Source organism: Paenibacillus sp. FSL E2-0178 (assembly GCF_038593005.1).
Taxonomy (GTDB): Bacteria; Bacillota; Bacilli; order Paenibacillales; family Paenibacillaceae; genus Paenibacillus_AQ; species Paenibacillus_AQ phytohabitans.
In genome coordinates this window covers 3122673-3147828 of record NZ_CP151953.1, presented here as the reverse complement: position 1 = coordinate 3147828, position 25156 = coordinate 3122673, and the positions used below count along the sequence as shown (strand labels likewise).

Below are 25156 nucleotides of genomic sequence, written 5' to 3'. Positions count from 1 at the left end.
CGTAGGCTTACAAAACTTAAGCGGATGCTTCCGAAGCAAGTTTTGTATGAAGGTGATACAAGAAGCGTAGGCTTACACAACTTTTAAGGAGGGACCATTATGGCGGAACGTCTTATTGTGCGCGCGGCACCGCAGGAATTCGTCTGCCGGGAGGGCAGCTGGAATGACCTGGAGGAGCATCTGCGCAGACGGGGAATTGAGCGGGTACTGGTGGTGCGCGGTGTGAAGTCCTGGGCGGCGGCCGGGCGGTATTGGCCGCAGCTTGACGGAACGGAGATCCATTATCATGTCTACGGCGGAGAATGCACCTACGGGGAGCGTGATGCCATAGCCGGTTATGCGGCAGAGCATCAGCTGCAGGCGATTATTGCCGTAGGCGGCGGAAAGATCACGGATGTGGTGAAATCTGCTGCAGCCAAGCTGAATCTGCCGGCGGTTATTCTGCCGACGCTGGCTGCTACCTGCGCCGCCTGGTCCTCGCTGAGCGTGATGTACGACAGTAAGGGCGCTTACATCCGCTTCGATGTGTTTCCGCGCAGCAACGCGCTGGTGCTGCTTGATCCGGCAGTGATCGCCGCTTCACCTCCGGAGCTGCTGGCAGCCGGCATTGGCGATACGCTGGCCAAATGGTATGAGGCTGATGCCATCATCCGTCATCTGCCTGCGCCTCCGGTTGAAGTGGAGCTGGCCTGGTTCACGGCGCGTAAATGCCGTGATCACCTGCTGGAGTACAGTGCAGCGGCGCTTGCGGCTGTCTCGGCGGGAGTGCTGGATGATGCGTTGACCCGGACGGTAGAAACGATCATCATGGTGGGCGGACTGGTCGGCGGCTTCGGTGAAGATTACGGCCGCACCGCCGGTGCGCACTCCGTCCATGATGCGCTTACGGCCATACCGGAGGCCCACAGCCTGCTGCATGGCAGCAAGGTGGCTTACGGTGTGCTGGTTCAGCTTGCGCTGGAAGAGAACTTCGCGGAGATAGAAGAACTGCTTCCGTTCTACCGGCAGATCGGCCTGCCAGCCAGTCTGGCGGATATGGGGCTGGACTTCCTGACTCCGGGCGATCTGCTGGAGCTGGGAGAACGGGCGGCGGTGCCGGAGGCCTCCATTCACAGGATGCACGGCGTGATTACTGCCGCGCGGATTGCGGATGCGGCCGCTGAGCTGGAGCGGTTCGTCGGCAGCTGGCGCCGGGATTCCGCCGGAGGCCAGGGCGGGCATTAGATACCGGGGAAGTGGCACAGACAAACGATGCTGCAGGAGTAGGGCATGTGGACGATGCTGGCTGGAAAGTGGACACGGACGATAGCAATCAAAGAGGGCGGACGGAGTCCGGTGTGCGTCAACAGAACATCATGGTCAGGGGGCTGTAACATCATGAGTATTGCGATTATCGGCGCAATGGAAGAGGAAGTGGCGCTCTTGCTGTCACGGATGACGGATGTGCGCAGCCTGAAGGCAGGCGTGGGAAGACTTCATTCCGGCAGGCTGAACGGGCTGGATGTGGTTCTGCTGCAGTCCGGCATCGGCAAAGTGAATGCGGCAGTAACTACAACGCTGCTGCTGGAGCGGTTCCACTGTGAGCTCATCATTAATACCGGCGCTGCCGGTGGCTTGGCTCCGGAGCTTAGGGTTGGCGATGTGGTCATCGCCGAGGAACTGATCTACAGCGATGTGGACGCAACAGCATTCAGCTATGCCTATGGGCAGGTGCCGCAGATGCCGGACCGTTATCCGGTCGCGGGCGATCTGCTGGCTGCGGCGAAGCAGGTGATTGCCCGCACTTCCAGGGCGGAGGCAGTCGTCACCGGACTGATTACTACGGCGGATTCGTTCATCAGCCGGCCGGAGCGGGCCGATGAGATCCTCAGCCGCTTCCCTGCGGCTAAGGCTACAGATATGGAAGGTGCGGCGATTGCGCAAACCGCCTACCAATTCGGTGTGCCGTTCCTTGCTGTCCGGGCGATCTCCGACATTGCCGGATCAGAAGCAGCCGGATTATTCAAGTCGCATCTGGAGCTCGCCGCCACCAACTCGGCGGAGATCGTTACGGAGATTCTGGCGCTGTATACAGCGGCGGAGACTCGTGGCGCTAAATGAGTGCCTGATAGGTGACTGAATACTAGGTGACTGAATACTAAGTGACTAAATACTAAGTGACTAAATACTAAGTGGACAGACCATTAACAGTGAGCAACTGGCCTGAGCAACTACTATCGGCCAATTTACTGAGAAGAACAAATACTATAAACCGCACTATTGATCAAAACCAAAACAAGTAACCGGTCAACACTAGCAATTGTTGTACGTATCTTTTAAGCCCCCTAATCAAAGTGGAGACCTTGACATGTAAGAGGTACACTAAGAAGAGGGAGTGGAGCCGATGAGAAGCAACAAGTTATACGACGAACAGAGGATTAAGGTAGCCCAAGAAGCGATCAATGGAACCAAGGTTTCCTTCCTGGCCCGAAAGTATTCCGTCTCTCCCAGCACCATTGCCAATTGGGTGAAGTTCTACAAGGAACGATTTGGAGAAGAGGCTACGCCGTCCGTCCAAGAACGGATTGAAGATGCGGAGCGTGTCCAAGACTTGGAGACGAAGATGGAGACGGCCATTAAGCTATTGGGTGAAAAGGATCTGGAGATCGAACTGCTGCGTGAACTCTTAAAAAAAGCCAACCCCGCTTACAAGACAAACTCGAACTGGCCGACGAAGCGATAAAGCGGGGGTATTCGGCTACACTTGTTCTACGTATCGTGGAGGTTCAACCCTCAACCTACTATGCGCATAAAAAACGTTTCCTGGGGCTTCTGAGTGCCCCTGATGCGGTAGTGACTTCGGGGCGTCCGATCCCCGCCTACTCCCTTACTACTGGCGGTCTGCGGGTGAGTGACCTACAGATCGAAGAGTGGCTGAGTGAGCTGGTAGAGGGCGAGGAGAACGGCTATGGCTACCGGAATTTGGCGTACGCCCTATCGGTCCAGCAGGGCTTAATCCTCAACCACAAGAAGGCATACCGGCTGTGCAAGAAGCTCGGGCTGCTTCAGAAGAAACCGGTGAGGAACGTAAAATACCCTCGGCAGCTGGCGCGGAATCGAGTGGTCACACGCCCCAACCAACTTTGGCAAATTGACATTAAATATGGATACATTGATGGATACGACCGCTTCTTTTTTATGTTTGATATGATTGATGTGTTTGATCGCTGTATCGTTGGTTACCACGTTGGAGCGAGTTGTACGGCGAAGCAAGTCTGTGCCACATTGAGAGAGGCTCTGGGCCGACGTTTACAGCCTGGAGACCCCTCACCGGTTATCCGTTCCGATAATGGGCCGCAATTCCTAAGCGCTGCCTTTGGCGAGCTGTGTGCGGAAACGCAGCGTCCTCTGGAGCATGAGCGTATTCCTCCAAAGACGCCGAATATGAACGCCTACATTGAGTCGTTTCACAGCATTTTGGAGAGAGATTTGTATACGAAAAGGTACTTTGAAACGTTTGAAGAAGCCTATGAAGCGGTCGCAGTCTATATTAACTTTTACAACGAGCGCCGTTTTCATGGCAGTTTGCAGCGCATGAGCCCCAAGCAATACCACGCCGCATGGAAAGCGGGCAAGCTAAAACCGATAGAAATAAAGCTGTAAACAATATCCTGCGAAAACACGAGTTTTTAGCAGAATGTCTCCATAATTAGGGGGCCGAACCGGTATTACAACTTGGCTCCCCAGAAACCAACATGATTGGACAGATTGTTGTATGAAATACAATAATTGTCCCTTTAAACCGTTTGGATGAGCGGAAATGATGCCTTTTATACAACAATTTTGGATTACGCTCCCTATTAGGAAGGAATTGTTGTATTTCGTGCAACAATCTCTGAGGAAAGCTAAGTATGCGTAAGTATTTCAAGATCAGCCTTTATAGTTGAATATATTAAACTTCTATAAATTGAACTGAAGAAGACAATAACAGATGAGAATAACGGAGGGGGATTTTGGAACTGTAGGAGCGCCAGCGACCGCCTTTGTCACCGGATTTCTACCGCTAAAAGCGGTAACAATCAAGAAATCTACTGACAACAGCGGCTGAAGTCCAAATATTCACCGCAGTTATGAACAACATCCCCATTGGAATCATTTCAAGTTCAATCTACCCGGAACCGCCTGTGAGTACTGAACGGAGCTGCTGAAGAGCTTTGTTCGTGACTTTGAAGGCGGTTTTTTGCTGTGTAATAGTTACATTTTTCAGCCCCAAGACCGACCCGCGAATCCGCCTGCCGCCGCTGGGCGCTTTCCCGCAAGCTCTGTAAACTAAAGGCATCGAAGCGCGGAAAGTAAATAAACGATGAGCCCGCCTTCCAAATTTAAGAATAGGTAGTCAGAATTCCCTGACTTCTAAAGTGGTGGGATGAATGACTACGGCCTTTCTTTGCATATGGAAAAAAGTTGCCTATCATAAGAACGTATGTGCTATAATTGTTTTGTGAATGTTTGGAAATGGGGTGCATCGTTTGCTTATCTATAAAGCGTATACATACCGTATCTATCCTAACCGTGAGCAGCAGCACTATTTGGGTAACGTATTCGGGGCCGTCCGTTTTATCTACAATAAAATGTTATCGGATAAGATCAAACATTACCACATCACAGCGACGATGCTCCATACAACACCTGCGGGTTACAAGAAAGAATTCCCGTGGCTCCGAGAAATCGACAGCCTGGCCCTGGCCAATGCCCAGCTCCATCTGGACCAAGCGTACAAACAATTTTTTCAGAAGAAGACTATGGGCTTCCCCCGATTCAAAAGCAAGAAAACACATACAGACCGCTTTACAACAAACAATCAAAAAGGAACGATAGCAATTGAAGGCGGTATGCTTAAAATCCCCAAGCTAAAGAGCAGAATCCGAATCCGGATACACCGCCCTTTCTCAGGACGGGTCAAATCCTGTACTATCTCTAAAACACCATCCGGCAAATACTTTGCGTCCATCCGAGTTGAAACAGAAAACACGCCATTGCCTATAGCAGCCCAGAAAATTGGCGTCGATTTAGGACTGAAAAGCTTTGCGGTGACCTCAGAGGGTGAAGTGATTGCGAATCCGAAACATCTGCGGAAATCGGAACAACGATTAATAATGCTGCAAAAAAGCGTATCCCGAAAGAAAAAAGGAAGCTACAACCGAACCAAGGCTAAACTCCGATTGGCGAAGCTGCATGAAAAAATAGCAAACCAGCGGAAAGACTTCTTGCACAAAACGTCCACCCGAATGATCCACGAAAACCAAGTAATCGTGATGGAGGACTTGCGTGTAAAGAACATGCTGCAGAATCATAAGTTAGCGAAGGCCATATCCGAAGTCTCCTGGAGGTTCTTCCGAGAACTGCTGACCTACAAAGCGGAATGGTATGATAGGCAGTTGATCATTGCCCCTCCAAACTATGCAAGCAGTCAGCTCTGTTCCTATTGTGGCTACAAAAACGCAGAAGTCAAGAATTTGGCTGTACGGGAATGGTCTTGTCCAGAGTGCCATAAGGAGCACGATCGAGATCGGAATGCGGCTGCCAATCTTCTGAAACTAGCCATGTAAATGGCACAATGGGCTAGGGACGAGCCAGCAAGCTTGGGTAAACTTGGAGCGTTAGCTCTATTGACCAAGAAGCACCCACCTCATAGGTGGTGTGTAGTTCACGCAACTAATGTGTATTTTTCATTATTTCCAAGAAAAGGAGGACGAACTATAATATAACGATATTCGATTACCGTGGAGGATGAATTTGGTATGAGTGAGAATTTGCTTCCAATTCTGCTGGATATTCCGGAGAGCTTTGAAACGGAGCGCCTGCTCGTCCGGGCTGCGCGGCCGGGAGACGGGACGGAAATGAATAAGGCGATCGGAGAGAGCCTGAACGAGCTGAAGCCGTGGATGCCTTTTGCCCAGAGCATGCCGGCGGTGGAAGAGACCGAGGTATATGTCCGGGAGTCGCGGGTAGCGTATCTGAAACGCTCGACACTGAATATGCAGATCTACAGCAAGGCGGACGGCACATACATAGGCAACATCGGCCTGCATCATATCGACTGGGATTGCCGCCGTTTCGAGACGGGATATTGGATCAGAAGCTCATGCGCAGGCAACGGATATATTACGGAAGCGGTGCATGGAATTACGGATTTTGCCATTAGAGAGCTTGGGGCGGAGCGGATTGAAATCCGCTGCAGCGGGCGGAATAAGCGAAGCGCTGCTGTTGCCGAGCGTGCCGGGTTCACGCTGGACGGCATTTTGCGCCGGAGCACACGCGAGGCGGACGGGGAACTCCATGACAGCAAAGTGTACGCTAAGGTGCGGGGTGTTGAATTCTAAAGGGAGATGATGATGTGAAGAAGAAGAAAGGTGCTTTTGCCAGATTAAGTACATACATGCTCAGACATAAGCTGATTTATAGCATATTACTGCTAGTTACCCTATTTAGTATTGTCCTTGATCTGACGATGGCCTGGTTCCTGTCCCGGATTACGGATGCGGCGGTCCGTCTGGACGTAGAGGCTTTTACAGGCCTTGCCTGGTTCGGAGTTATATTCTTGACGGTCGCCGGAATCAACACTTTTCTAAGTGTGTATCTCAAAACCAATATATCGGCCAAAATCAGAAATGAATTGCGCCAGGACATGATGGGGCATACCCTGGCTTTGCCGCAGTCTTATTTTGACCGCAATCATTCAGGCGATCTGTTGTCCCGGTTTACGAACGACAATCAGTCGGTCGGCGAAGCCTGCGGACATGTCATGATGGATCTGCTGCGCAATCCGCTGCTGGCGGTGGCCTCCTTCGCTTATCTGATCTATATCAACTGGCTGCTTGCGCTGATCTGTCTGTCGGTAGGACCGCTGCTGTTCCTCACCGGCAAAATATTCGGCAACGCCATGCGTGCCAACAGCGTGCGGGTACAGGAGAATATGAGCAGAACGACAGCTTTTCTGAATGATATCCTGGGCAGCAGCATGGTGTTCAAAGCGTTCTCGATTGAGCGCAGGCTGCAGAAGCAGTATATAGAATATAGTGAGAGCATTGCGTCCGGGGAGAAGAAGAAGGCGAGAATCGAAGGAGCAACGGGGGCGATCTCCTCTGTGCTGGGCAACCTTACCTTCCTGCTCGCGCTGGTCATTGCCGGGTGGTTTGTGGCCAAAGGATCACTTGAGGTCGGGGCGATGATTGCCTTCATCCAATTGATGAACTATCTGGTGGGGCCGTTCTCGGTACTGCCGGGCCTGGTCGCTTCCATGCAGCAGTCGCTGGGTGCGGCGGAGCGGATTTTTGAAGTGATGGATGCTGCTCCCGAGGTTGAGGTATTGCCTGAACAGCAGATGCAGCAGCCTGATTTCAATGTGCTACAGCTCGCAGACCTGTCGTTCGGATATCCGGAGAGTGAGAAGCAGAGTCTAAGCAAGGTTAATCTGGAGTTAACGCGCGGAAAGCAGATGGCCGTGGTGGGTCCGAGCGGCGGCGGTAAATCCACACTGTTCAAGCTGCTGCTCGGTTTCTACAAACCGGATGCAGGTGAGATTTCAATTAATAATCAGGCGATTGCCGGGATGCCGCTTGAGCAGCTGAGAAGTTATTTCGCCTATGTGCCTCAGGAGTCGGGTCTGTATACCGGAAGCATCCGTGACAATATCGGTAACGGCAGACCGGGCGCTACGGAAGAAGAGATTATAGAAGCGCTGCGGCAGGCGAACGCTTATGATTTCGTGATGGAGCTGCCGGAAGGCATCCACACCGATATTGGTGAGCATGGTTCGAGATTGTCCGGAGGGCAGAGACAGCGTCTCTCCATTGCCAGAGCGATGCTGAAGAACGCGCCGATTCTGCTGCTGGATGAAGCTACGGCGGCACTCGACAATGAGTCGGAGAAAATGGTCCAGCAGGCGATCCGCAAGCTGATGAAGGATAAAACAACGCTGGTCATCGCCCACCGCCTCTCAACCATCCAGAATGCCGATATTATTCTGGTGATGGAGAACGGGGAGATTGTGGAGCGGGGCGGACATGAGGAGCTGCTGGCGGCAGAGGGACGGTACTTCGAGCTGTATAATTCCCAGCTGGAGCAGGAGGCTGTGGAGGAAGGGCAATATTCTTCTTTGGGCGGTGAGAGCTTGAGCAGCGGCGGAACGGCCCCCCTCAAGCAGGAGACAGCTGCAGCAGGTACGTTATAATAGTCTTCTTCAGCTATGTTCTTGGCTTTCAGCATGCGCTACGCGCTACTTGGCAGAGAGAGCGTCAATCGCTTGAACAGCCAGCTTCAAGGCTTGGAGTCTTCTTTCTAAAAGAGTTTGTTGTGGACTGCCGGCCTTGGATTTAGCGTAACTATGCTCAACAGATGGGGTTATTTCAATCAGAACTTTGCGGGCTTCTGCTATATCTTCATGGGAGTACTGATGAGGTTGTTGATTCCAGACGTTCTCCAGAACCGCTAAGCCGATGTGTGAAGCATTGAGCCGTTTCTTTACCAGCGTAATGTTTGTGCCCTTTTGAGTCATTTGCGCAAAGGCATTTTCAAGTTTTTTGATGGTCGATTGCCAGGATTTAATGGATTCGAGCTGGTCCGCAGCAGATACTTCTTCCATGGATGACCTTCCTTTCTTATTGAATTATATAAAAGGTGGCTTACAGCGGTTCAATAAACTGAACCGGCGGTAAGCCACCTTTGTCATATAAGATATCCGCTCAGGGAGGTATGTCTGTTATTCTGCACCGAGAATGAACTTATCGATGGCGAATTTCACACCATCCTCATTGTTGCTGAGGGTAACGAAATCGGCAATTTCCTTCAGGGCAGGAATGGCATTCGCCATAGCGACACCGAGGCCGGCGGCTTCGAGCATCTCGTGATCGTTCCAGGAATCGCCGACAGCGATGGTCTCGGACAGCTCGCAGCCGAAATGCTTAGCGAGGAATTCAAGCGCCAGACCTTTGGTGCCTTCGTGGTGCATGATTTCCAGGAAATGCGGCTTGGACTTCGTGATGTGAACCGAATCACCGAGCAGGTTGCGCAGGATCGGGGACAGCTCATCCAGGAAGGCCGGATCATCGATGATGAGCATTTTAGGTGTTTTTTGCGGGACCAGCTTCTCTTCCCAATTAGGCTCGATGTAGTACTGGGTTTTGTTCAAGGCAGCATAATCGATCAGCTTCTGGTTCTCCTCACGGGCATACAGCTTGTCGTCAATGTAAGTCTGCAGATGCAGGTCATGCTCCACACAATACTGGAACAGCTTGCGCACCGCATCCTGCGGGACATAACGCTCATAGAGCACTTCTTCGTCCAGCAGATTCTTCACGAGTGCTCCCTGATAAGTGATGATCGGCACATTCAGTCCGGTCTGGCGGGCAATCGCCTGGGCGGAAGCATAAGCGCGTCCGGTAGCGAGGGTAACCACAACGCCTCCGGCAACAGCCTGTTCCAGCGCGGTTTGAGTGGCAGGGGTAACTTCCTTGTCGTCATTAATCAGGGTGTCGTCAATATCGATCGCAATCAATTTGTACATTTGGGTTCTCTCCTAAAAGGTTGGTTTAGTCCGGCTTTCCGCGGAATCTTCTATAAGATGGGAACGGAAGCACGACTTTTTGTCTGAAGCATGTAACTATAAAATGCTGCTAGCCCTCCGCCTGCGTCCGCGCCGGATCAGGACTCAGCTCCGCCATCAGCATGGCGGCAAGAATGCATCCGCAGCCTAGCGCAGCGGACAGGCCGAGTGTCTCTCCGCCGAAGAGCAGGCCCGTTACTGCAGCGAATACCGGCTCTGTGGCATAAATAATCGCCACCCGGGACGGGGTGGTATATTTCTGGCAGGCGGTCTGAATCCAGAAGGCGAAGGCGCTGGTCGGGCCGATGGAGATTAGCATGGCCCAGAGCACTTCCGGCTTCGCGAGCAGCTCCCCGCTGTGCATAAGCGGTGCGGGGCCATCCACCAGAAGGGAGGCCAGAACGCTGAACAGGCCCACAAAGGCAAGCTGCAGCGCGGCCAGCGGCAAGGCCGGATAACGCGGCGCATATATGCCGGTATACACGATCTGCATCGCAAAGAAGGCAGCGCAGAGCAGGATCAGGCCATCGCCCTTATTAAGGGAGAACGCAGAGCCGGTGAAGGTCAGCAGATACAGGCCAACCGCTGCGAGGCCGGCACTGAACCAGGTGTAACGGGATATGGCATGCTTCAGCAGCGCCAGAGACAGGAAAGGTACAAGTACCACCGACAGTCCGGTAATGAACCCTGTATTGGAGGTGGTGGTATACAGCAGTCCCATGGTCTGGAAGCCATAGCCCAGGAAGAGCAGCAGGCCCAGCAGCAGAGCATGCAGAACCATACGTAAGCTTAGCTTCTTCCATTCCTGACGGTAGAAGACGGCGGTAATTAGTGCAAGCAGCAGGGCGGCGCCTGTAAACCGGATGCTGTTGAAGGCAAGCGGCGGCAGTACCCGGACGGCAGATTGCACAATAAGAAACGTACATCCCCACATCATCGCCACCAGCAGCAGACTTAGATCGGCGATTCGGGAGCGGTTCACAGAGTGTCATCCTTTCAGGGCCGTATGAGTTGTCCAAATTGTATCCTAAATCAGGGGGCAGGACAAGCCGAAACTGCGTAGCGGCCGTGTCCGCACGGGATGCAGGAGGCCTGTAGCCCGTTATCCGCTGGACAAAAAAGGAAAGCCTTGGTATACTTCGATAACCGCACACTTGTTCTTATTTCGGGCATCCAGAATCATTATACTCTCATATGAAGGAGCGGATTCACCATGATGGGCAAATCCCATTTAGTTATCAGCACCGGGGTTACCTTGTCCGCCATGAGTTTGCTTGGGCTTGAAATCACTCTTCCGGCCGTCGCCGTTGCGGTGGTCAGCTCGCTGCTGCCCGATATCGACGAGCCGAATTCACTGCTGGTACGCAAGGCAGTTCCCGAGTTTATGCTGCGTATCCTGCAGGTATCCCTGATCGGGGCAGCTATTTATCTTTATTTTGCCGGAATCGCTGCTCCGCCGTGGAATATTGCCCTGGCTCTGCTGGTCGGCAGTGTGTCTTTCCTGCCGGGCCGCAGGCTGAGGCATCTGGTGATGCTGCTGATTGCGCTGGCGCTGTTTGCTTTTGCCGATGCCTATGATCCATGGAACTATATTGCCGCCTGTGTGCTGGTCGTAGCTTCCGTTGTCCCGCACCGGGGAATCACGCATACGCTGTATGCCGTGGCCGGCTGGGGGGCGCTGCTGTATTTTGTATCAAAGGGCATGGATGACGGCGGCAGTCTCTGGATTGCCGGGAGTATGTCCTACGGCCTGCATCTGCTGGCCGATTCCCTGACCCAGCGCGGAATTACGCCGCTGCCCCCGCTGCCGGTCAAGCTGCGGCTGAAGCTGATGAGCACCGGCACGAAGAAAGGCAATGCGGTAGAGAAGGTATGCGTAATGCTTACGCTGGCGCTGGTTGTCTATGTTTTTGTGCTTACGCCTTCTTTGGTGTAAAGGGCAAGCAAGAGCTGGGCAGCAGCTAAAGAGATGAACAACGAGATAAGAGATGGACGGCAAGACAAGAACCCCACGATCAGCTGCGCAGGATGCGGCAGGATAGCGGGGTTCTTTTTACTGTATAAGTACCTGCTTGCCGGAGTGGTGTCTGCGGTGCAGAGCCCTACTCCTCAAGAAATACCAGACCGATGAACTCCTCGGGCTCAATGCGGCCGAAGTAATGCTTGAGGTCCAGATCAGCCAGCGCCTCTCTGACCTCGGCTTCCGCATAACGCTTACCGCGCAGCGCGTTCTCTACGTCCGCCACATCGCCGACGCCGAAGAAGTCCCCGTAGATTTTGATCTCGCGGATGATGGAATCCTCAATGTCCATACGGATATCCACTAGACCGGCCGGGAATTTGCGGGTGTGCTTCACATTGCTCTTCGGCGACAGGCCGTAGTTCCAGTCCCAGTTCTGGTAATGCTCCTTGGAGATTTCATTAATCCGCACCCAGTCGTCCATGGTCAGCTTGTACTGGGGAACCTCGGACGCCTCCATGCCGAAGATGGAACGCAGCAGGCCTTCGCGGAACTGTTCAATTGTCATATCCGGGTTGCCCAGCAGCTCTTTGATATTGGCGACACGGCTGCGTACGGACTTAGTACTCTTCGACTTGAACTTCTCGGGATTTACGTTCAGTGAAGCCTGCACATCGTCCAGATTAAGGTCGAACATCAATGTGCCGTGGCTGAACATGCGTCCGCGTGTGGAGAACTGGGCATTGCCGGAGATTTTCTGCTCTCCGACCTGAAGATCGTTGCGTCCGCTCAGCTCGGCATTCACTCCCATCGACTGCAGATAATCAATCACCGGCTGGGTGAATTTGAGGAAGTTATGGAAAGACTGACCGTCATCCTTGGTAATGAAGCTGAAGTTCAGATTGCCCAGATCATGATAGACCGCGCCGCCGCCGGATAACCGCCGTACGACCTGGATATTGTTGTCCTTCACATATTCCTGGTTGATCTCTTCGATGGTGTTCTGATGTTTGCCGATAATAATGGACGGGCTGTTGATATAAAAAAGCAGATAGCTCTCGTCCATCGGCAGGTTCTTGAGTGCAAATTCCTCAATTGCCAGATTAACCGATGCGTCTGTAATGCCGGTGTTATCGATAAAAAGCATAGTGATTCCTCCGCTTGGCCATAGTAAACTGCTGTACTTATTCTAAACTAAAAGAGAGATTTCCACAAAATCGAAAGTTTAACTTATCCGGCCGGAGTTACGCAAGGGCCACCAGTTCACCCTCCACTGAGGCTGCAAGCGGACTTCTGCCCGGCAGAATCAGCTTCGCCCGGTATTTCTCCGCTTGATAAGTGCCTGGGATCATCATGCCGGGGGCATCTGTGTGCTGCTGTGAGGGCATTGACGTACTTCCGGCAATAGGCCGATAATTGGGTGAAGGATTGCTGAGTTTCGGAACAGATTGTTGTATGAAATACAGGAAATGTCCTGCTAAACCGCTTGGAGGGGACGAAATGCTGCCTTTTATACAACAGTTCTGGATTATTGCCGGGATCATGCGGAGAATGTTGTATTATGGGCAGGATTTTTGCAGCGGCAGATCTGCTACTCAAATAAGTGTAGTTCAATTAAATTAATGAAGTAATGATTGAGCGTAAAGGGAGTGTACTCATGCTTGAAAAATACGGACACGGCGGCGATCTGTTGACAGCGGCCGAGCTATACGGGGAGAATAGCGGCGGCTTCCTGGATTTCAGCGCCAATATTAACCCGCTGGGCCCGCCGCCGGGGGTGCTGGCGCTGCTGCGGGATGCAGTCTCCGCGATTACAGCTTATCCTGATCCGGGGCATCGCAGGCTCAAGGCGCTACTGGCGGAGAGCCTGAGCGTAGGCAACAACTGGATTACCGTTGCCAATGGAGCCGCCGAGTCGATGGCCCTGCTCCTGCTGTCGGCGGCCCCGCGCCGCGTAGGCATCATCGAGCCCTGCTTCTCTGAATACCGCCAGCTGGCGGAGCAGTTCGGTGCAGAGGTCTTGTCCATTCAGGGGACCCGCGGCAGCGATTACCGGGCCTCCGTGGACGAGATCTCCGGCCTGCTGGAGCAGACGGATCTGCTGTTCCTCGGCCAGCCGAACAATCCGAACGGCGTCCAGTATCCGCTGGACGAGCTGCGACTGCTGGCCCGCAAGGCGGAAGCCTGCGGGACAATACTTGCCGTGGATGAAGCGTTCATTGACTTCATCCCGGAGGCGGACCGGCAATCCCTGCTGCCGGAGCTGGGGGCTTACCGTCATACGGTGCTGGTGCGCTCGATGACGAAGTTCTTTGCCATTCCCGGGCTGCGGCTGGGCTTCACCGCCGCACATCCGGAGCTTGCCGCGGCAATGACCGGCAAGCAGGTGACCTGGAGCGTGAACGGCCTGGCGCTGCTGGCCGGGGAAGCTTGTCTGCAGAGCGGCGAAGGCTATGTGCAGGAGACGCGCGCGCTGATCGCAGCAGAGCGGCAGCTGCTGCGCCAAGGTCTACTTGAGCTCGGCTGCGAAGTGCCGCCGGGCGAAGCGAACTTCCTGCTGCTGCGGCTGCCCGCTCCGTGGAGCGCGCAGGAGCTGCAGCAGCGGCTGGGCGCGGGCGGCATACTCGTCCGCAGCTGCGCGATGTACCCCGGCCTAGAGCCGGGGCATATGCGCGTCGCGGTGAAGGGCCGGGCGGACAATGCCCGGCTGCTGCGGGAGCTGGGGGCGCTGCTGCGGGCGGGGATTTGAGAGCTGCAGTAGTTGAGAGCGAGCCAGCCACCAGCCGTTAGCGAGCCAGCCGCCAGCCGTTACGCGCCGCCGCCAGCCGTTACGCGCCAGCCGCCAGCCGTTACGCGCACCGTCAGCCGTTACGCGCACCGTCAGCCGTTAGCGTGCCCAGCCGTCAGCGTGCCAGCCGTCAGCCGTTACGTGCTAGCCGCAAGCCGTCAGCGTGTCAGCCTCCAGCCGTTAGCGTGCCAGATACCAGCCGCTGCCAGCCGTCAGCCGTCAAAGGTTCTCCGACTCACTTCGCTGCAGGTGCGGACGTTGTCTCTCCTCAAGAAATAAGTGGAAAAAGAGCATTTAATTGTCCTGAACCAGACAATTTCGGGACAGCAGTTGGAAAAAGTACATCTATTCGGCCCGCATCCCCGTTTGGAGGCGGAATCAAGAGAATTAGATGCCGTTTTTCCACTTAATAAACGCATGCACGGTTAAATCATATAATTAAATGTCATAAATCCACTTATTAGGCCGGAATTAGCACCGAACAGAACCCGTCTCTTACCAGAAGGGTCCATCATCTATTAATGTACAAAGAAATCGCTCCTTTTGAAATGGCGGGTAGTACCTCCATTAATTACAGGAACGGTTTTTTGTGTTGTTTTGAAGTATGTATGTTACCCGGATGGCCGGGCCGTAAAGAGGTAAAAAAAGTCGGCTGGATGTAAAGATATTCGTATGTTTAAACTTACCGGGTTTTTATATGCTTAAACCAAATACACAAGGAGGTTAAAGAATGCTCAGAATACCCTTACGAAAAATCCCCGTCTTGATATTGCTGGCTTCACTGGTCCTATCCTCAACCACGCTTGGCCAGCCCCGGGCCGCCTATGGAGCAGACGGTGCAGATGCCGCAGATGCTGCTGTAAGCTCCGCCGCACTTGATATTACCCAAAGTAAAGTAGAAGGTGAGTATGCGCTGGATCTGTCGGAGGTTGGGAATGTAGACTGGCTGCACTTGAAAGGCAACGGACCGGATGACATCGTTCAGATTAAAAAAGCCGCGCCAAGCTCTGTAACCTTCAGCGTGTACGGGAACGATACCACAGGTACCGAAGGGAAGCCGGATAGGGGCAATGACGGGAATTACTTGTCCTATTCCTGGAATGACGGCATGGCTGGTTATGAAAGGGCTGTCAAGGATACCGGATTCGGCGTGTTTTTCCCCAAAAACAGAGATTCGGGGATATACGGGGATGTAGGCTGGACCTTCCAAGTTGCCCCGCAGCCGCAGGAGTCAACCGTCGTCTTCGGCATCGGGTTATGGCAGGCGAAAGCTGCTGTGAGGATCTATGCAGATATGAACCTCATGGAGACGAAGGAAATCAGTGCGGGGGGGACCTCGGAAGTATACAAGTATCAGATTAAGGTGCCAGCCAATGTGCAACTAAGAGTGGAGGGTCTGCAGGCAGAAACCCTTTCAAGGTACGGTAACATGTCCTTCTCGGGACTTGCGGTAAGCAGCAAGGAGGTAGCCGACAAAAGCGCGCTGCAGCTTGCCTATAATCAGGTGAAGGACAAACTCCAAGGTGTATACACGGATGAATCCTGGCAGGACTTTGCCGAGGCAAGGGTTGAAGCCAAGGAGGTTCTGGACAAGCAGGATGCCCTACAGGAGGAAATCGACAGTGCCCTGTCGCTTCTGGAGCAGAAGCAAGCGGCTCTGGTAAGAAGAGAAACCAATCTGATGATCGATTACACAGGTGCTGCGGAGAATGAATACGAGTTCGGCAGCAACGGGGATCAGCAGGACAGATATCAGACTTTTACAGCTCAGGAGAGCTTCGAGATGCAGTACGCACAAGTAAATGTGAGGAAAATGTCCAATAGCGTAAGCGACTTGACCGTGAAGCTATATGGGACAGACCCTTCCGGCTTCCCGGCAGGTGCTCCTCTTGCAGAGACGGTGGTCGGACGGGACCGTGTTGCGGACGGTGAAATGACTACGATTCCACTCGGTTACAGTCTCGCCGGAAATACACGGTATGCTCTGGTTTTATCACAGAAGAATCTGGCCGCCGGCAAATACCGCTGGATGGTCATGAAGAAGAACGGGGAAACGGCAAGTGAATTTTTCGGTAAAAGTGTCTCCGGTGCCTTCCAATCCGAAGCACATCTGGGCACCGGCATCTTAAGAATTATTAAGAATACGGATGTGGACAGAACCGCCTTGCAGGCCTTAATCGATGATATTGCCAAATCTAACTACAACAGCAGGCTGTACACCGTGCAGTCGTGGTCTGCACTCGAAGCCGCGTTGGCTAATGCCGGCCTGGTTTTGAACGATTTTGACGCTAACCAGGAGGAGATTAATGCAGCACTCAGCCATTTACAGGCGGCAAGGGGCCAGCTGGAGATTAATATGGATATGGCGGCGATTGCCGGGCAGATCGATCTTATTAGCCGGGCCGTCATCAAAGGCTACACCCTCAGTTCCCTGAACACCTTGAATGAAGCTATGCAAGCCGCCAAGGCGCTGGATGCAAACGCTCCGGATAACGAGAAGCTGACCGCCTTCTCCGCTGTTTTGGAAGCGGTTCATAATTTGAAGACCGCAGGCAAATACCAGTACGATACCCATGCGCTAATGACAGCGGCCTTCGGCTTCGAGGGAGACAAGAATGCTTCGCTCGCTTTTCTGGACGGATCGTATCAGATCGGCGGAAGCCGTCCGGAGCAGCATGGTCCGGTGGCACCGAAGCAAATGGTCACGTTCGGAGTTGCTGATACAAGCAACATCAAGTGGACTAAAGGGGAAGGTTATTTACCGGTAATGATCAGTGAATATACGAAGAATAAAGTAGACTACAAGATTGAGACCTTCGCCAACAAGCATACGGTGGACCATAAGGATTATGTCGTCAACTATTCCAGAGTCACGGCTGCGAATCATTCAGGCGAGCTCATGCTGCTGCCGGTCGTCTCGGGCAATCTGGTGCCACTTAATGCGGACGCTGTAAATATGTACACCGTTCAGCCGGGGGAGAGCGTTGTCAGGGAATATGCGATTGAAGCTGACAAGTATGAATATTTTGACAAAAACGTGACCCGGTTTACTTCCTTGACCAAAGAGCAGGTGGCGGGTCTGGGAACCTTCGAAGCCAACTACAGTGAGATGAAGGCGTATTGGCTGACGAGACTCTCCGCAGTAGTGGATATCGGCTTGCCGAACCGGGAGCTTGAAAATGCGTTCAAATCCGGCTATATCGATACGCTGATTATTAAAGATGATACGTATCTGCATGTGGGGGAGAACGGTTATGCCCGGTTATTCTCCCATGATACGCTGGGCATTCTGGTGAACCTGATTCAGAGCGGGGATTTCGCCCATGCTCAGGATTATCTGAAGAGTATTCCGCTGACAGGCGGAATCAACATTGAGACGGGTCAGGTGGATAGCAATCTGTATTGGGATACGAACTGGAAAATTCCTTGGGCCTACGCTGTCTACTTAAGTAAAACCGGTGACGCCTCCATATTTGATGAGCAGATGACCGCCGATGATGGCTCCACGGGAACCGTATTTGAGAAGCGGGTTAAATTCGGGGCGAGAACCATCGAGAGTGACCGCAACGCCGACGGTATTATGAAAAAAACGTATGCGATTGATTCCGAGGGCAACTGGACGATCGACAATTATTCCGCCCTGACCGGTCTGACCGCCTATGAATATGTAACCCGCGAGCTCTACCGTATTAAGAATGACGAAGCCTATTTGCAGGAAGCGGAGTGGGCAAAAGCAAGGTATGACGACTTATTGGCCAAATTCACAGCCAAACTGGAGCAGACGATAACCGAAGAAGGGCTTGATTATATTCCGGCCTCGGTCGTTGAGACCAATGATGAGAACCGGATGAAAGACTCCAGAGATGCGAATTGGGCTTCCATGTTCCTGTTCGGCAGATGGCACTGGGACGGCTATCTGTATGGGGCGGAGCAGCCGGAGGACAACATCAGCCTGAAGCTGCTGGATGATACGTATTCCTATGGAATCAACCGGCGTATTCAGGAGGATACGACCGATTCTCCGTACAACTTCGGGGGGTATCCGCATGGCTTTTATTCAAGTGCGTACAACGCCGGATACGGAAGCGCTGCGCTGCGCGGAGAAGAATACCGGGATATGGGCATTAAAGCGTATGAATTCATGATTGAAAATTCGATGAGCGGGCCGTTCAGCTGGTGGGAAGGGATCAATTATCCTGTCGCAGGAAGCCCTTGGGCACAGACGAATGATCAGCTGAACCTTCAGAATACACCGGGAGGCGGCGGATCGGCTCAGCATATGTGGGGACAATCGGTTAACTCCAAGGTACTTATTGACTCCCTGATTGCCGAGCGGATATATGATCAGAACCAGAAGACTGAGATTATTGTAGGCCGCGGTATTCCTAAGGAGTGGGTCAAGGATGCTGCCAAGAACAATAATGTGGTGGCCCGTGTGCAGAATTACCCCGCCCTGCAAGGCGGCAGAGTAGGGTACAGCCTTGTAAGACAAGATAACCAGCTCGTGGTGACCTTCAGCAGCGACTTGAGCCAGGCGAAAGCTGGTGCCGGAGGGGCAAGCTTCAGTGTCCAATTGCCGAGCATGGTGAACAATATTACAGATGTATCTACAGGCATAATAGATAACGGCAAAGGTATCGTTACGGTCCCGTTAAATACAGCCTCAGTAACGATAACTTTAGGTGATTTACCGAAACCGCTGGCTGTTAACTTGGATAAGGATAAGCTTGAAATTGTTTATGCTGATGGAGACCTCCAGACCTCGGTTACGAAAGGCGTTATTTTGCCGGCAGCTGGTGAGCATGGAAGTGAAATTACCTGGACCTCAAGTAGTCCCGATATCATCTCCAGTAAAGGAGAGGTTAAGCGTCCGGCGAGCACAACCGGGGTGACTTTGACGGCCATCCTGAAGAAAGACGGGGCAGAGGCGCAGAAAAGCTTCGTATTGACGGTGCTAAAGGCAGACACCAAGCCTGACGGAGGCACGGATACAGGGAACAATGGCAACAACGGTAATAACGGTAACAACGGTAACAACAGCAATAATGGGAATTCAGGCAACAGCAGCACGGGGAGCGCCGGTACTATCGGCACTATCGTAACCACCGGCAATACGGGCAGCACAGGCGGCACAGGAGATACAGGCGATGGCGGTATGGCTACTCAGCCTGCGTTCAAGGATGTAGAGAAGCACTGGGCAAAAGAGAGCATTATAACTGCGGCGCAGCGCAAGCTGGTGAACGGTTATGCAGACGGAACCTTCCGTCCGGACGGAGTGGTTACGCGCAGTGAATTCGCGGTGATCCTGGGCCGCGCCTTACAGGTGGACCTTGCGCAATCCGGACTTTCCTTCACGGATGAAGGCAGCATTCCGCCATGGGCGAAGCCGTATGTTGCCGCAGCAGTTAAATCCGGCTGGATTACAGGCTATACGGATCAGTCCTTCCGGCCGGGCGGAAAGATTACCCGCCTGGAGATGATTGCCATGATTGTCCGGGCGCTGGAATGGAAGATAGACTCCAAGGCTAAGGCAGCTTTTGCTGATGCGGAGCTTATTCCTTCATGGGGTCAGCCGTATGCGGCAGCCGCCTACGAAGCGGGTCTGGTTGAAGGCCAAGGCAATAACCGGCTGGCTCCGAATGATCAGGCCACGCGGGCAGAGGCCGTGACCCTAATTCTTAGACTGTTAGCCAAAACTGAACAGCAGTAGCATACGGCAGAGCAAGCTGGCGTCCGGATTTCCGGCGTCAGCTTTTTGTTTTTGCAGGCTATAAACATTGATACAGAGAAAACGAGATACTATATAAAACGCACAAAAAAATTAACAAAAGCGAAAGAAGCAGAGGGGGGATTTGGAACTGTAGGGGAGGATAGCAGCGGTAATAATCAAGAAATCTGGGGCGGGCAGCGGCCGGAAGTCCAAGTGTTCACCGCAGTGACGACTAAGCTTCAAGTTCAAATCTTAAGTGCGTCTTATATATATAATGATATAGTGGGTTTAGGAATAGTTTTCTGCGCGAGAGGAGCGGATGTAATGTGAAAGAAGTGAATGTGAACCTACCCTTTAATCTTGACGGTGGATTGGCGGTGTACCAAAGCAGGGTCTGGCAGGGACTAACGCTGGAGTGGCGGGAAGGCCATCTGCTGCTGGAATTTCCGGCTGAGGTAGACAGTATATCAAGCGCAGTGTATGGCGGAGGAACAGGCCGCCTGAAGCGGGCGGTGAACCAATATGTCACCCGGGACTACGAATGCAGCAATCCGGTTCGGGATATGGAAAATAAGCTGCAGGAGTGGGGTTATCCGCTGGACGGCTGCGCCGGACTGATGACGGCAGTTCCGCTTGAACATGCCGCTGTTGCCGAAGAGGATACCGGCTCTGCGGGGATTATGTGCTGCGTGACAGCGGCTGCGGGCAATGCCGCCCGTGCCGGATCGCAGCGCAGCGTGCTGGCGGCTTACCGCCCGGGTACGATTAATATTATGCTCGGCATTGACGGCTGGCTGTCGCCGTCGGCTATGGTCAATGCCGTGATGACAGCCACGGAAGCGAAGGCTGCCGCCCTGGCAGATCTCGGAATCACGGATTCCGAGAACGGTCTAATCGCAACCGGGACCACAACGGATGCGATTGTGCTCGCGGTGAGCGGGAGCCGCCGTTATGCAGCGGAGCATGTGTATGCCGGAACAGCGACCGACCTGGGCGGAGCCATCGGCAGGCTGGTGTACAGTGCGGTGACGGAAAGTCTGCGTTCGGTGAAGGCGGCGGAGGCTGTGCGGAGAGCGGAACTTGCTGACTTGGCGCAGGCAGAGCAACTTGCGGCTTCTGCGGAAACTGGGCAAGCCGCAAGTGGAGAAGAAGCAGTTGAATTCGAAGCAGTAGTGGCAGCTGAACTGTTACCGCCTCAAGAAGCACTAATTGGGCAGCCCGGCTATCTGAAGAAGGGCGGCCGGGAATAATGTCTGGAATGATGAAGAAGGACCGCCAGGAACCGCAGCGGGGTGAACCAAGGTGAAGCTTGCCATCATACTGTTGGCCGCTTATGTTGTGGACCGGATTGTCGGCGATCCGCGTAATCTTCCCCATCCCGTTGTCTATATGGGGAAGGCCATCAGCTCGATAGAGCGGCTTATCCGCCGCTTCGCATCGGCGCCCCGTGCCCTGAAGCGGGCGGGGCTGCTGCTTCCGCTCCTGGTAGCAGGAGGCGCATGGGTGCTGACAGCGCTGCTTGTCATGCTGCTCTATAAGATATCCCCCTGGCTGGCCGGGGCTGCCGAAGTATGGCTGATCTCCACAACAATTGCCTCCAAAGGGTTGAAGGATGCCGGGCTGGCGGTATATATAGAACTCCGCAAAGGAGATATTCCCGCTGCCCGCAGAGCGCTGGGAATGATCGTCGGCCGGGATACGGTGCATCTGGAGAGCCCGGAGATCGTCCGCGGCACAGTGGAAACAGTGGCGGAGAACATCGTCGACGCGATCATCTCGCCGCTGTTCTTCGCCCTGCTGGGCGGGGCTCCGCTGGCTATGGCTTACCGTGCGGTAAACACGCTGGATTCTATGGTCGGCTACAAGAACGACAAGTACCGCGACCTCGGCTGGGCATCCGCCCGTCTGGATGACGTGGCAAATTACATACCGGCGCGGATTACAGCGCTATTGCTAACCTTATGTGCAGCACTGCTGCGGCTGGACTGGCGGAGATGCTGGCGTACCGTGCGGCGGGATGCGCGTCTTCATCCCAGCCCGAACAGCGGCTACCCGGAATCGGCAGTTGCCGGAGCACTGGGCATCCGCCTGGGCGGAGAAAATGTATACCACGGCGTAACCTCCTTCCGCGCCTACATGGGAGATCCCCTGCGGACAATGGAGCCGGAGGATATTATTGTGACTTCGCGGATGATGATGCTGTCTTCAGCCATATTTGTCTGCCTGTGTGCAGCGGTTGCCTTGTTATGGCAGGGGATGGGGGGCTGAGCGGAGTGCAGATGGACAAGGACGAGGGTAAGGAAAGGGACAAGGACAAGGACAAGGACAAGGGCAAGGGCAAGGGCATGGACAAGGACAGGGATAAGGATGCGGATGCGGACAATGACAAGATAAGCCACTTGAAGGATTCGGCTCTGGTAGCTCGCAGCGTTCTAAGTAACCCGGCACTGCAGCAGGAGTTGGGGCAGGAACAGGAGTTGGGACAGGAGTTGGAGCAGGAACGGGAGCTGGAGTTGGAAACACAGCAGGAAGTGGAGTATGATCTGGAGCTGGTGCTTATCCGCCATGGGCATACGCAGTGGAACAAGGAGCGCCGTTATTTGGGCAGCACCGATCTGCCGCTGCTGCCGGAGGAGCGGCAGCAATTGTCCGCATTATGCGACCAGTCGGCGCTCGGCGGGGAATTCTGGCGTGTCTATTGCAGTGACCTGCTCAGGTGCAGAGAGACGCTGGCAGCCGTGGCTCCGCACCTGGAGCGGCAGGCCATCTATGATTCGCGGCTACGCGAGCTGGATTTTGGTGCCTGGGAAGGCTGCAATTATGAGCAGCTGAAGGATAACGGGCATTACCGCAGCTGGATTGACCACCCCGAATTAGTAACACCGCCGGAAGGGGAAGCGTGGGAACAGTTTGAAGCCCGGGTGGATGATTTTTGGACTCAGCTGGAGCAGGAACTGGAGCATACAAGCATTAACGGTGGGATGCCCTGGCTTGAAACCGGCGAACCAAGGGTGGTTCCACCAGCGGTAGCTCCACCAGCGGCAGATTCACCAGTGCCCATTTCATATGTGATAGTTCCACCAGTACCAGATTCACGAGTGCCGATTCCATTTGCGGCAGTTCCACCAGAGGCAGTTTCACTAGCGCCAGTCTCACCGCCCAATCTCCCGCCTCCGCGCGTGCTGATTGTGACTCACGGCGGCATCATCCGGCTGCTGCTGGCGCGTCTGACCGAAGGAGTAACCTTCTATACAGCAGCTGCACCCGCGCCGGGTGAAGTCACTGTACTGAATCTTCGGAAGGATGAAGGAGCCTGGCGCATGATGCCGCGCGAAGTGTAGCTACCACAGCTGGACTAGGGACCGCTATAATTCGGTTGCGAAAAACCGAATACAATGCGCCGCCGACAGGGGTAACTAGCCAAATGTATGCGAAAAACCGAATACAATGAGCCACCGACAGGGGTAACGAGCCGAATGTATGCGAAAAACCGAATACAATGCGCCGCAGATAGTGTTAACGAACCAAATGTATGCGAAAAACCGAATACATTGTCCCCCCATAGAACCACAGCCGGAAGAAAATCCCGGGGCTGTGGTTCTTTTTTTACGGCGGAGTCTGTGCCATGATAGCTATGGGGGCGATAGCGGTATGTTTAAGGATTTCAAGCTCATTGCCGGACGTCCGGTATATATCCAGGTGAAGGATTACATGAAGCATCTTATTATCAAAAGCGCGCTCCAGGGCGGGCAGAAGCTCCCCTCGACACGGGAACTCAGCACACTCCTCAAGGTCAGCCGCAACTCGATTATCTCGGCCTATGAGAGTCTGGAGGATGACGGCTTCGCGTACACGGTGCAGGGCCAGGGGAGTTACGTCTCACCAGGCGCAGCGGCGGGGCACGGAGGTCCGGAAGCGGTATCCTGGAGCGTGGACTGGAAAGAGCGGCTCAGCGGCCAGGCGCTGCTCGCGGAAGAGCTGGACATTATGAAGCGGGGGATCCGCGCGGGGAAAGGAACGATTTCTTTTACCAGTATCGCGCCGGATGAGAGCCTCTTCGATCTGGATCAGGTGAAAAGAGCTTTTCTGGAGCGCATGTCCGTGGAGGGCAACGTTCTGCTGAATTATGGATATGCCAAGGGATATAAACCTTTAATAGATTATTTGCGGCAATATATGGAGCACAAGGGCGTGGATATGCGCGGGAAGGATCTGCTGATTACGAACGGGTTCACGGAGGGCTTCGACATAGTGTTGTCTGCTCTGGGTAAGCGGCATGGCGCTGTGATCTGTGAGAACCCGACGCATCATACGGCGATCAAGAACCTGAAGCTGCACGGCTTCGGGATACACGGGGTAACGATGGAGCGGGATGGCATCCACCTCGGCGAACTCAAGCGCGCGCTCGAAGAGCGGGAATACGACTGTGCGTATCTGGTCCCCTCCTACCACAATCCTACCGGAATTGTCATGTCTCCCGAGAAAAGACAAGGCCTAATGAAGCTTATGTCGGATTACAAGGTGCCGGTTATCGAGGATGGTTTCAATGAGGAGCTGCGTTATTCGGGTGCCCATGTGGCTCCGTTAATGGCGGCGGCGGGCAGCGGGAACAGCGTCATCTACCTCGGCAGCTTCTCCAAAGTGCTATTCCCCGGATTGCGGGTAGGCTGGGTGCTGGCGGATCAGGAGCTGATCTATTATCTCGAAAGTGTCAAAAGGGCACGCAGTATTCATACCTCGACGCTCGACCAGTCTATTTTGTACCAATATCTGCTGGGCGGCAATCTGGAGAAGTATCTGAAGAAGGCCCGGCTGGAGTATAAACGCAAATACGAGCTGACGCTGGCGTGCTGCAAGGAGCATATTCCGTATGCCTCATTGTCGGGGGACGGGGGACTGCATCTGTTTGTAACGTTCGCTGAAGGCTTCAGCACAAGGGAATTGCTGGCAGCGTGCCACGGGCAGGGGGTTATTTTTACGGCGGGAGACATCTTCTTCACAGACGGTACAGGGCAGAATACGCTGCGGCTGGGCTTCTCCAGAGTGGCGGATGAGGATATACGCAGAGGGATCGAAATTATTGGCAGGACAGCACGGCAACTTATGGGATGAAGG

Annotated in this window: 21 protein-coding genes; 16 read left to right on the top strand and 5 right to left on the bottom strand. The window is 53.8% G+C overall.

Annotation, left to right across the window (positions count from 1 at the left end):
• Positions 1-99 precede the first annotated feature (99 nt).
• The 8 genes from MHI42_RS13685 (at position 100) to MHI42_RS13650 (ending at position 8212) form a co-directional block, all read left to right on the top strand.
• On the top strand, positions 100-1224 hold the full coding sequence (locus MHI42_RS13685) for an iron-containing alcohol dehydrogenase family protein (RefSeq protein ID WP_342424147.1): 1125 nt from the start codon (positions 100-102) through the stop codon (positions 1222-1224).
• An 11-nt stretch (positions 1225-1235) separates the two neighbouring features.
• Positions 1236-1373 (top strand): hypothetical protein, encoded by a 138-nt coding sequence (locus MHI42_RS13680; RefSeq protein WP_342424146.1) that lies wholly within the window; start codon positions 1236-1238, stop codon positions 1371-1373.
• 4 nt (positions 1374-1377) lie between these two features.
• On the top strand, positions 1378-2100 hold the full coding sequence (locus tag MHI42_RS13675; RefSeq protein ID WP_342424145.1) for a 5'-methylthioadenosine/adenosylhomocysteine nucleosidase: 723 nt from the start codon (positions 1378-1380) through the stop codon (positions 2098-2100).
• Between the two features lie 283 nt (positions 2101-2383).
• Positions 2384-2722: a helix-turn-helix domain-containing protein gene (locus tag MHI42_RS13670; RefSeq protein ID WP_039310863.1), complete on the top strand. Its 339-nt coding sequence runs from the start codon at positions 2384-2386 to the stop codon at positions 2720-2722.
• Entirely contained in the window at positions 2704-3642 is a 939-nt protein-coding gene (locus tag MHI42_RS13665) for an IS3 family transposase (RefSeq protein ID WP_342424740.1), read from the top strand. The genes MHI42_RS13670 and MHI42_RS13665 overlap by 19 nt, the downstream gene beginning before the upstream one ends.
• Positions 3643-4508: 866 nt before the next feature.
• Positions 4509-5588: an IS200/IS605 family element RNA-guided endonuclease TnpB gene (gene tnpB, locus MHI42_RS13660; RefSeq protein ID WP_342424144.1), complete on the top strand. Its 1080-nt coding sequence runs from the start codon at positions 4509-4511 to the stop codon at positions 5586-5588.
• 192 nt (positions 5589-5780) lie between these two features.
• Positions 5781-6362, top strand: a complete 582-nt coding sequence (locus tag MHI42_RS13655; RefSeq protein WP_342424143.1) for a GNAT family protein — start codon at positions 5781-5783, stop codon at positions 6360-6362.
• Positions 6363-6376: 14 nt separating this feature from the next.
• Complete coding sequence (locus MHI42_RS13650; RefSeq protein ID WP_342424142.1) at positions 6377-8212, top strand: ABC transporter ATP-binding protein; 1836 nt, start codon at positions 6377-6379, stop codon at positions 8210-8212.
• Between the two features lie 45 nt (positions 8213-8257).
• Here MHI42_RS13650 and MHI42_RS13645 read toward each other — a convergent pair whose 3' ends face one another.
• From MHI42_RS13645 to MHI42_RS13635, 3 genes are all read right to left on the bottom strand, one after another.
• On the bottom strand, positions 8258-8623 hold the full coding sequence (locus tag MHI42_RS13645) for a hypothetical protein (RefSeq protein WP_340988695.1): 366 nt from the start codon (positions 8621-8623) through the stop codon (positions 8258-8260).
• 117 nt (positions 8624-8740) lie between these two features.
• Positions 8741-9544 carry a Cof-type HAD-IIB family hydrolase gene (locus tag MHI42_RS13640; protein WP_342424141.1) on the bottom strand — a complete coding sequence of 268 codons (804 nt, stop codon included), beginning with the start codon at positions 9542-9544 and terminating at the stop codon, positions 8741-8743.
• A 109-nt stretch (positions 9545-9653) separates the two neighbouring features.
• A complete protein-coding gene (locus MHI42_RS13635; protein ID WP_342424140.1) occupies positions 9654-10565 on the bottom strand; it encodes a DMT family transporter in 912 nt (303 codons plus the stop codon).
• A gap of 231 nt (positions 10566-10796) precedes the next feature.
• Between MHI42_RS13635 and MHI42_RS13630 the strand changes: the two genes are divergently transcribed.
• Positions 10797-11519 (top strand): metal-dependent hydrolase, encoded by a 723-nt coding sequence (locus tag MHI42_RS13630; protein ID WP_342424139.1) that lies wholly within the window; start codon positions 10797-10799, stop codon positions 11517-11519.
• Between the two features lie 166 nt (positions 11520-11685).
• Here the strand turns inward: MHI42_RS13630 and MHI42_RS13625 are convergent, their stop codons facing one another.
• Together MHI42_RS13625 and MHI42_RS13620 are read right to left on the bottom strand one after the other, a co-directional pair.
• On the bottom strand, positions 11686-12690 hold the full coding sequence (locus MHI42_RS13625; protein ID WP_342424138.1) for a lipoate--protein ligase: 1005 nt from the start codon (positions 12688-12690) through the stop codon (positions 11686-11688).
• 97 nt (positions 12691-12787) lie between these two features.
• Entirely contained in the window at positions 12788-12931 is a 144-nt protein-coding gene (locus MHI42_RS13620; protein ID WP_342424137.1) for a hypothetical protein, read from the bottom strand.
• Between the two features lie 269 nt (positions 12932-13200).
• On the opposite strand from MHI42_RS13620, the gene cobD reads away from it, so the two are divergent.
• The 7 genes from cobD to MHI42_RS13585 all read left to right on the top strand — a co-directional run bounded on the left by cobD (position 13201) and on the right by MHI42_RS13585 (position 25153).
• On the top strand, positions 13201-14292 hold the full coding sequence (gene cobD / locus MHI42_RS13615; protein ID WP_342424136.1) for a threonine-phosphate decarboxylase CobD: 1092 nt from the start codon (positions 13201-13203) through the stop codon (positions 14290-14292).
• 318 nt (positions 14293-14610) lie between these two features.
• A complete protein-coding gene (locus MHI42_RS13610) occupies positions 14611-14760 on the top strand; it encodes a hypothetical protein (RefSeq protein ID WP_342424135.1) in 150 nt (49 codons plus the stop codon).
• Between the two features lie 301 nt (positions 14761-15061).
• On the top strand, positions 15062-20041 hold the full coding sequence (locus tag MHI42_RS13605) for an S-layer homology domain-containing protein (protein ID WP_342424134.1): 4980 nt from the start codon (positions 15062-15064) through the stop codon (positions 20039-20041).
• A gap of 326 nt (positions 20042-20367) precedes the next feature.
• Positions 20368-21291, top strand: a complete 924-nt coding sequence (locus MHI42_RS13600; RefSeq protein WP_342424133.1) for an adenosylcobinamide amidohydrolase — start codon at positions 20368-20370, stop codon at positions 21289-21291.
• Positions 21292-21343: 52 nt separating this feature from the next.
• Positions 21344-22309 carry an adenosylcobinamide-phosphate synthase CbiB gene (gene cbiB / locus MHI42_RS13595; RefSeq protein WP_342424132.1) on the top strand — a complete coding sequence of 322 codons (966 nt, stop codon included), beginning with the start codon at positions 21344-21346 and terminating at the stop codon, positions 22307-22309.
• A complete protein-coding gene (locus tag MHI42_RS13590) occupies positions 22288-23382 on the top strand; it encodes a histidine phosphatase family protein (RefSeq protein WP_342424131.1) in 1095 nt (364 codons plus the stop codon). The genes cbiB and MHI42_RS13590 overlap by 22 nt, the downstream gene beginning before the upstream one ends.
• A 310-nt stretch (positions 23383-23692) precedes the next feature.
• Positions 23693-25153, top strand: coding sequence for a PLP-dependent aminotransferase family protein (locus tag MHI42_RS13585; RefSeq protein ID WP_342424130.1), 1461 nt, complete (start codon positions 23693-23695; stop codon positions 25151-25153).
• Positions 25154-25156 lie beyond the last annotated feature (3 nt).

Excerpts from the sequence above, each read along its gene's own strand:
- MHI42_RS13685 (WP_342424147.1), top strand. The coding sequence starts at position 100 with ATGGCGGAACGTCTTATTGTGCGCGCGGCACCGCAGGAATTCGTCTGC.
- MHI42_RS13675 (WP_342424145.1), top strand. The coding sequence starts at position 1,378 with ATGAGTATTGCGATTATCGGCGCAATGGAAGAGGAAGTGGCGCTCTTG.
- MHI42_RS13670 (WP_039310863.1), top strand. The coding sequence starts at position 2,384 with ATGAGAAGCAACAAGTTATACGACGAACAGAGGATTAAGGTAGCCCAA.
- MHI42_RS13655 (WP_342424143.1), top strand. The coding sequence starts at position 5,781 with ATGAGTGAGAATTTGCTTCCAATTCTGCTGGATATTCCGGAGAGCTTT.
- MHI42_RS13645 (WP_340988695.1), bottom strand. The coding sequence starts at position 8,623 with ATGGAAGAAGTATCTGCTGCGGACCAGCTCGAATCCATTAAATCCTGG.
- MHI42_RS13640 (WP_342424141.1), bottom strand. The coding sequence starts at position 9,544 with ATGTACAAATTGATTGCGATCGATATTGACGACACCCTGATTAATGAC.
- MHI42_RS13630 (WP_342424139.1), top strand. The coding sequence starts at position 10,797 with ATGATGGGCAAATCCCATTTAGTTATCAGCACCGGGGTTACCTTGTCC.
- MHI42_RS13625 (WP_342424138.1), bottom strand. The coding sequence starts at position 12,690 with ATGCTTTTTATCGATAACACCGGCATTACAGACGCATCGGTTAATCTG.
- MHI42_RS13620 (WP_342424137.1), bottom strand. The coding sequence starts at position 12,931 with ATGCCCTCACAGCAGCACACAGATGCCCCCGGCATGATGATCCCAGGC.
- cobD (WP_342424136.1), top strand. The coding sequence starts at position 13,201 with ATGCTTGAAAAATACGGACACGGCGGCGATCTGTTGACAGCGGCCGAG.
- MHI42_RS13605 (WP_342424134.1), top strand. The coding sequence starts at position 15,062 with ATGCTCAGAATACCCTTACGAAAAATCCCCGTCTTGATATTGCTGGCT.
- MHI42_RS13590 (WP_342424131.1), top strand. The coding sequence starts at position 22,288 with ATGGCAGGGGATGGGGGGCTGAGCGGAGTGCAGATGGACAAGGACGAG.
- MHI42_RS13585 (WP_342424130.1), top strand. The coding sequence starts at position 23,693 with ATGTTTAAGGATTTCAAGCTCATTGCCGGACGTCCGGTATATATCCAG.